The sequence below is a fragment of the Roseivirga pacifica genome (assembly GCF_900111145.1).
Classification (GTDB): domain Bacteria; phylum Bacteroidota; class Bacteroidia; order Cytophagales; family Cyclobacteriaceae; genus Roseivirga; species Roseivirga pacifica.
This window is the reverse complement of record NZ_FOIR01000003.1, coordinates 445,845-454,099: the sequence shown is the minus strand read 5'-3', so window position 1 is coordinate 454,099 and position 8,255 is coordinate 445,845. Positions and strand designations below refer to the sequence as shown.

Sequence of the window (8,255 nt, the reverse complement as noted above, 5' to 3'; positions counted from 1 at the left end):
ACGGCCGAAATGCCTTTTACAAGTTTGAGTCAGGCTAGGTCAGTTCCTTATAGCGGACGATATTACTTTGATTTGGGGAGTGGCGTGTTTCAAGCCGATGTTGATGCTAGTGAAGGTGGCGGCTGGGTGCTCGTGGCGCAGTATGTACACCAAGGGGGGACAAATCCTGCGCTAACAGTACTTGGGGTTGGGAACGATTTTCCCGTAACTAGTACATCTGCATTAGGAATAGATGAATCTGCAAATTCCGATAAATGGGGACATGCCGGAAATGCAGCCTTAAACCAGTTTAGTGGTGATTTTGAAGTAAGGTTTTATGGGGAAATTAACGCCCATTCAAGAAAAATTCACTTTAAAACACCTTTGGGTACCAGTTATTTGAAAACGGGTACGGGAAGTTTTTCTGGAATAAATTCGTCAAATACGCTGTTGACTGGGCATACCGCAAATTTACCTGTTGGGGCAACGAACTTTTTTGTGAATGAAGGAGATTTTGCGCTAACCAGTTTCCCTTTTTATACTGCCGGCAATTACCATTGGGGGGTCAGAGCTATGAATAGGTGGGAGGTTGATGATTACAACAATGGCTCCTCCAATCATACTATACATAGGGTTTGGGTGCGTTCCACTGTAATTGAACAATGTAGTGGAGTGGACACCGATGGCGATGGAACGCCTAACCACCTTGATTTAGATAGCGATGATGATGGCTGTTCGGATGCCTTTGAGGCAGGTGTCGCTACTGATACTACTACAGATTATCAGTTTGCTGCAACGCCTGATGTAAATGGAAATGGACTTAATGATGATGTTGAGGACGGTACTAGTGGTAATGTTGTTTATGCACATACAAGTACTTATGCTGCTTACGCGCTAAACGATGACTTTAAATTGTGTGTGGATACGGATGGAGATTCAGTTGCAGATATCTATGACATTGATGATGACAATGATGGAACGCCCGATAATGCGGAGTGTTACGACTCCTCAACTGTGCTCGATTGGTCTGAAAATGCTTGGGCTCCGGGAGCAATGTCTAATACATATACAGTATTAGGAAATACTTTCGACTTCACCATTACCGATCTTTCAGGAGCAATGCTAGGAGCTCCGCCAGCACCTTACGATTTGCCATTGTCTGGCCCCAACTATCAAGGTGGTTTTGACAGTATTGATGATCAATTAGTAATTGCTGCAGATATTAATACGCTTGGCACCTCGAATATAATTACCACAGCGATTGATATGGGAGTTTCGGGCATTGGATTGGATAATGTGTCCTTCAAACTTTTTGATATAGATGGAAATACAGCTACTAACAAAGTTTACGAAGAACAATATACCATTAGAGGATATTTAAATGGGGTTGAGGTAGCTCCGGCCTTAATTGGTAATTCTGGGTACCAAATAATCTCTGGAAATGTAATCAACGGGTTGATTGAAGCTCCAACCACAGGGGCTTCTTCTGGCAATGGTACTGTTGGGGTGTACTTCACCCAAGCGATAGATCGGGTCGAAATTGATTTTGGAATAGCTCCAGGAGGTGATATTAATGGGTCGAGGCCAGGCTTTGGTATATATGATATCGTATTCTTTTCCGATTGTGATAAAGATGGTGATGGTACGCCAAACCACTTAGATTTAGATAGTGATGGAGATGGATGTTCCGATGCTTATGAGGCTGGAGCTACCACAGATTTGTCTACAGATTATCAGTTTGCCGCTACCCCAGATGCAAATGGTAATGGTCTGAACGATAATGTGGAAAACGGAAACAGCGATCAGATTAATTACACTAGCACTTATGGAAATTTTGCGCTCTATGCAGCTTTAAAGGCCTGTGAGGATTATGATGGAGACTCAGTGTTTAATGGAATAGACTTAGATGATGATAATGATGGTGTTCTAGATACGGATGAAGGCTCCGATTGTATATTGACTTATAGTTTTTCTGGAACGCTGGATGGTAGTAGAGACCGAGGGGCAGCGAATAATGATCAAAATAGAGACTTTGTTTTTGGAGATAACTATGCCTTTAACTTAGACTTTGATTGTGAAATTGGTATTGAGATTTCAACAACATTTGGTGATGCTATTGGTGGTAGAACTGGTGTTGTAACAGTTGATGGTACTGCCAAGAGTTTTCATACAGGTGTCAACGAGTTTAAAGCGATTACTCATGTGCCCTCTATTTCAGATAGCTATAGTGTGCAAGTGTCTGGTGCGGATGTCAGCATGACACAAATGACGGTAACTGATGCCTTTGGTAATGTGCTGGTTCAATTCGATTTTGGAACTTCTGGCTCACCAATAGCAGGTGGGTATATAGGAGTTGATGAAACGCTGACTTCGGGCAATGTGACCGTTTCTCCAATGACTGTGGATACCGATGGGGATGGCGCATTTAATCTATTAGACTTAGATAGTGATGGCGATGGTTGTTCCGATGCTTATGAGGGAGGATCTACCGAAGACTTAAGTACGGACTTTCAATATCCGGCTACTCCAGATGTTAATGACAATGGTTTAAATGATGCTGTAGAAGATGGTACAACCGGTAATATAAACTACACACTTACCTATGATGAATACGCGCTAAATGATGAGTTGCAACTATGTGATTGCCAATTTCTATGGTTAAAAGCAGATGCTGGAACCTTAAATGGAGCCAGTGCAGCCACAGATGGTCAGGCGGTAAATACATGGCAAGACCAAACCGCTTGGAGAACCAATGATGCTACTGACGTAAACCTTGCTTCTCCCACTTTTAGAAATAACGGCTCAGATTATATCAATTATAATTCCGTGGTTGAGTTTGATGGAGTGAATGACGGACTGGATTTTGGAGGCGATTATATTTTTGCTGAAAGATCCGGTATGACATGGCTTACAGTTGTTATGCCAGATGTTACTGCGGCAACTAAAGATGCTCAATTTATTTACGATTTCGGAGTGATTACTGGTGCTGGGTATGGTTTTACATATAGTTCTTCAAATTCGAGATCTTACACGCCTACTGCTCATGGAGGTGCGTATGTTAATACAGCTCATGGTAGAAGTAATCAAGTTACCCTTACACGTATGTTTGTAGAGTATGGAGGTTTACAAACCATAACTTATAATGCTTCGGGTACTCCAGAATCAAGTTTGTCCAATTCGCTGTCGACATTGAGTGCTGCGGAAATTGGAGAGAACCCTGTTCATACTTCTGGTGCTGGGCCATTTACTATTGGCAGGCAGTCCAAAAGCGCTGCGCTTACCTCCAATGATGGTAGGTTTTTTCAAGGTAAAATAGCCGAGATTATAGGGTTTTGTAATCCGCTCACCCCTAGTCAACTGAGTAGGTTTGAGTCATACTTGGCGGTGAAATGGGGAATTACAAAGGATAACTCTGATGGAGGGGAATACGGTGATTATGTTGACCATGACGGTACAGTCGTTTGGGATGCTTCCGAATATGCAGCCCATCATTACAATGTCGCAGGAATTGGTAGGGATGATGCCATTTCACTAAACCAAAAGCAGTCAAAATCAGTCAATGCCGATGCTATATTATCAATTGGTTTAGATGCAAATACTGACGGGCTGGAATCTAGCAATGCTGATAACACCAGTACATTTAGCTCCGATAAGTCTTATATGCTGTGGGGGCATGATAACGAGCCTTTTGGAGATAGGCATATTAAGGAGTTTGATCCATTGCAAGTAAATAGTAGGCTTAATAGAGAGTGGAGAGCTACTAAAACAGGAGATATTGGTACAGTAACTTTAGAGTTCGATGTTACGAGCCTGCCAGGGCCAACAGGGGTAGGTACTAATGATGAAAGCCAAATTGTATTGCTGTTAGATGCTGATGGGGATTTTAGAGCCGGAGCTACAGTCGTAACGCAATCATATATAGTAGCGTCTGACGGTATTGTGAAATTTAGCGCGAACATTCCTGATGGCGCCTACTTTACGTTGGCGAGTTCGGAAGAAGAAGCCTTACCAATCACTTTAGTCGACTTTGAGGTAAGGCAAACAGAAGATGGGGCAGTTGAATTGTACTGGACAACAGCTTCTGAGGTTAATAACAGTCATTTTGTAATAGAAAGAAGTACCAATGGATATGGCTTTTCGGAAATTGGATTCAAAACAGGAGCTGTTAATAGTACAGAACTAGTAGAATATCAATACTTCGATTTGCAGCCTCCAGCTGGAAAAGCTTATTACAGGTTAAAGCAGGTTGATATCAATGGTGCCTATGAGTACTCCCCTGTCCGAACCATTAACATAAAAGGTGAGGGGCTGTTTAATGTTGTCGTTTATCCTAATCCAGTGCATAGCGGGCAAGATTTATTACTAGAATTTAATGGTTCCAGAATTGAGGGTAGGGCTGAACTTGAGGTGTTCGGTGTAAACTCAACTAGCGTCTATAAATCAACTTTTGAATTTAATGAAGGTGATAATAAAAACGTTGTGGTTCCAACTAACGGCTTTAGTCAAGGGCTTTATATAGTTGCGGTAAGCTGGAACAATGGAAGTAAAAGAATATTTAAACGTGTGGTAGTTCATTAATTGAGTTAGCGTTAGTTCCACACCATTTTCAAAGAGATTTTTGTTTAGGTGACAGAAATAGTTCGATAGTGTTTAGGTGAATCAGTTTTATACACGCCTTTTATGGCTATAGAATTGAGTTAAAATCGAACTTTAAACAGAAACCCTCATACGGAGGGTTTCTATTTTTTAGTCTCGGAATGATTACTATGAAGTGTCGCAGAGCAGTGTGAAATAAACGGTTATTTACTTTTTCTCAACACTTATCCATTACATGTCTACACCTGTATAAAGCTTGTGAAACATAAAAAAACGTTGTTTAAATTTATATCATAAGACTAAGACCAATGAATTAGTTAAACTAATTCTTTTTTAAACACATGCAATTTAAGAGGGTTGGGATCAGCAGAGATATTACATACAGCTAACACTGTATGCTTTGGTTGAGGGAAGATCCGAGAGGGTCTTTTTATTTTTCACTAGTGTTTTCTGACACAGTGGAGTTGGTACAGAAGAGGGGTTTCCATACGGGTGACTCCTCTTTAATTTACTCGACAAGCATTCATTTAAATTAATCTTACATAGCATATCGAGTTACAGTATCTAAGACTCGTCCTATGCGAAAAAAGGAAATCCCTGAACCCATTAAAGTTGTTGTTAAGTGTTCTTTGAAAAGGAATAAAATGGGAAGAGTGTCTTCAAATAAACAAGGGATTATTAAGTACAAGGGTTTCTTTTATCGCATCAAGTTTGATGGTGATATTTTAAAATGGGAGGCAACACCTCTTTTGAAGTTGCTTTCTTTTGGCATGTATGTGTCAAGCTTTGAGTTTCCTGTAAATGTTATTCACGATTACCAGGTTTATTATGTGTCTCCATTCCATCGCATACTAAAAATTGAATTGATTCACCCGCTTAGCTATTCTAGAAGAAACAAGGAGAAAAGAAGTTACAAAGTCGTTAGGCTTCAAGGGGCTAACGTCTTTTGGATGAGCAGGAAACTTCAGAATAAGGTTTTTGGCTTAATGGAAAGCTGTAAGGGTTCTAATGTATATGATAACCCATGGTTATCTGTAGTGTGACTTTTAGTTGCGTTCATTTTGAATGCAATCTATTTAAGTGCAGTAATATTGTTTTTGTTTGAAGAAGGAGACCTTAATAAGGTCTCCTTCGCTTTTTTTATTTAGGATCTAAAATACTTTCAATACGTACTATAAGGTCCTCTAGGTGAACCGAACTGGCTCTGTCGCTTAGTTTTGTCTTGTTGGTTTTTATGCTGCTTAGCAATGTTGTTAGTTCTGCCCTAACTACAGGACGAATATCTGATTGCTCGATATTTACCGTTCTGGCTTCCCATCCACTCGACTCATTTGTCATTAGATGTTCTAAGCGCTCTACAAAGGCTCTTTGTAAGTTTCTACGGTAAGTATCAATGGCTTCACCTGAGTTTAGTTCAGCGAATAGACCTTTTCTTGCATCGCCAAAAAGTTGATATATCGTATATGTATTTCTTCCTTTAAAAGCTTCCGCTTCAATTAGTCGTTGGGCTCTGCTGGCATCTAAAAGGCTATTAAGGAATGAAACCTGTGTGCTACGAATGCGGTTTACCGCGCCATAGCCTTCCATTTTTCTCAGTAGTTCTTCGTCTAATAACCATTCAGGAGTGCTGAAAGCATAGGTTTGCAACCAATCCATGGCCGCTTTTTGCTGTGCTTCTGGCACCACATTATATACCTCTCCAGTTTGATCTGTTGACTTAAGGTCTTCGGTAATACCACCAATTACGGTAGTAACGTGGCCGGTAAACCTTCTCCACTGCCCAATGATCTCACCATAAATTTCTTGGGTGTCATCAAAGTTCTCTCCGTCCGTAGCTGTCCACTCCAAAAGGTTAGGTACAACTTTCATCAGGTTTTTCATACCATAGGTACTAGCCAAAACAGAGTTGTCGCCTAGGTCTTCTCTTTGTGATTCGGGGTTGGTGCCATCGCTACCGCCAAAGCGATATACTCGGTCATTGGCTTTTTCCAAAATCCATTTGTCTAAAGTGCTCTTTTCGGCTTCTGGTGTATAGGCACCAGGGATAACACGATACCCCCAATTGATGGAATACTTGTCGTATGGGCCAATTTTTCTAATAAAACGCTTCACACCATCTTCTGGCTGGGCAATGTAGTTCAGTCGTGCATAGTCCATAATAGTTGGGGCCACACCGAACTCTTCTGCAAACTCAGGGTCTCTCAAAGATTCTACTGGGTAGGCCGAGCTGGCTTTCATGTTGTGTGGTAAGCCAAGGGCATGACCGATTTCGTGTGCAATAACGGCACGCATCATTTCACCAATTTCGTCTTCTGGTGTTTGCAGTGTTCGTGCTTTCGGGTTGGCTGCACCTGTCTGTATCATGTACCAGTTGCGGTAAGAACGTAAGTGATTGTGGAACCAAATAATGTCCGATTCAATGATTTCGCCAGTTCTTGGGTCTGCTGTGCTTGGACCAACGGCATTACGTGTCATACTAGCGATATAGCGCACTGTTGAGTAGCGTGCATCCTCAGGGCTCCAGTCAGGATCTTCTTCTTTACTTGGAGGATCCTTCGCGATAATTGCATTTTTGAAACCAGCAGCTTCAAAAGCTACTTGCCAATCTTCAATTCCTAGTTTGAACCACTTTCTGAATTTTTCTGGCGTGGCAGGATCCAAGTAATAAACGATTGGTTTTACAGGCTCAACCAATTCACCACGGGCATAAGCAGCCGGGTCTTTTGGCTCTAGTCTCCATCTGCTCAAATAGGTTACTTGGTCACCTTTTAGTTCGTTAGAGCTATAGTTGATGGTACGATTAGTGAACCAACCTACACGGTCATCGGCTAAGCGCGGCATCATCGGTTCTTCCGGAAGCTTAATCAGCGATTGACTCACCTTCATGGAAATCAGTCCTGTTGAACTGTTTGAAGGCGGACGATTTGCTTCGTAGGTCATTACTTGGCGCACCTCAAGGTTAATAGGGAAACTCTTAACCGATTCAATATAGCTCTTATCACTAGCAAGTCTGCGTACCTGAAACTGGCTTCTGGTGCGCGATGCTAATGCACTAATGGCTTGTATATCTTGCTCAAAGTATTTTGTGGCATCAATTAGGAACGCACTCGAATCATCCGGCTGTGCCTCAATTTCAAATGAGCCGATTATAGGAGCGAAGTTATTGTTAATTACAGATGTGTAAATGGCATCGGTGCTATCGGCAGTATTGTTATAAGAGATCTTTTTGAGTAAAATTTTCCCTTTAACCTCTTCCCAACGAACAACTTGTTCGTTCATTTTCCAGCCAGAGCCTAAGTAAGGGCTTAGGTTTTCTGGTGTAGCAACCAAGCGCGTAATCCAAAGCATGTCTTTCCCTAGTTCACTTTTAGGGATTTCCAGCATAACCTTTTTATCGTCCTGATAAACCTTGAATAAGCCTTCATCGGCCGTTAATCCATCAGTTTTAGATTCGTATGCACTCTTTTTTGGCTTCTCAGCCGGTTTTTCTGTGGGTGCTTCTTCTTTGTCCTTGTTTCGGTTTCTTCTTTGAGCATCCGCTTCAAAAGGAAGAATTCCGATAAATGTCATCGCCAACGCAAAAACAAATACCTTAGACTTGTAATTTGTAAGCATATTTAGTTCGAATTAGATTTAAGTATCGAAGCACGCTGAAAGATATGGTTTGACCAATCGATATT

At 41.4% G+C, this 8,255-nt stretch carries 3 protein-coding genes; 2 read left to right on the top strand and 1 reads right to left on the bottom strand.

The features are described 5' to 3' along the window. Positions 1-24 precede the first annotated feature (24 nt). Together BMW98_RS20515 and BMW98_RS17070 are read left to right on the top strand one after the other, a co-directional pair. Positions 25-4,557 carry a DUF8202 domain-containing protein gene (locus BMW98_RS20515; protein WP_222843673.1) on the top strand — a complete coding sequence of 1,511 codons (4,533 nt, stop codon included), beginning with the start codon at positions 25-27 and terminating at the stop codon, positions 4,555-4,557. Positions 4,558-5,228: 671 nt separating this feature from the next. Further along, a complete protein-coding gene (locus tag BMW98_RS17070) occupies positions 5,229-5,618 on the top strand; it encodes a hypothetical protein (RefSeq protein WP_147407709.1) in 390 nt (129 codons plus the stop codon). Between the two features lie 97 nt (positions 5,619-5,715). Here BMW98_RS17070 and BMW98_RS17065 read toward each other — a convergent pair whose 3' ends face one another. After that, positions 5,716-8,190 carry a zinc-dependent metalloprotease gene (locus BMW98_RS17065; RefSeq protein ID WP_090260142.1) on the bottom strand — a complete coding sequence of 825 codons (2,475 nt, stop codon included), beginning with the start codon at positions 8,188-8,190 and terminating at the stop codon, positions 5,716-5,718. Between the last annotated feature and the right edge of the window lie 65 nt (positions 8,191-8,255).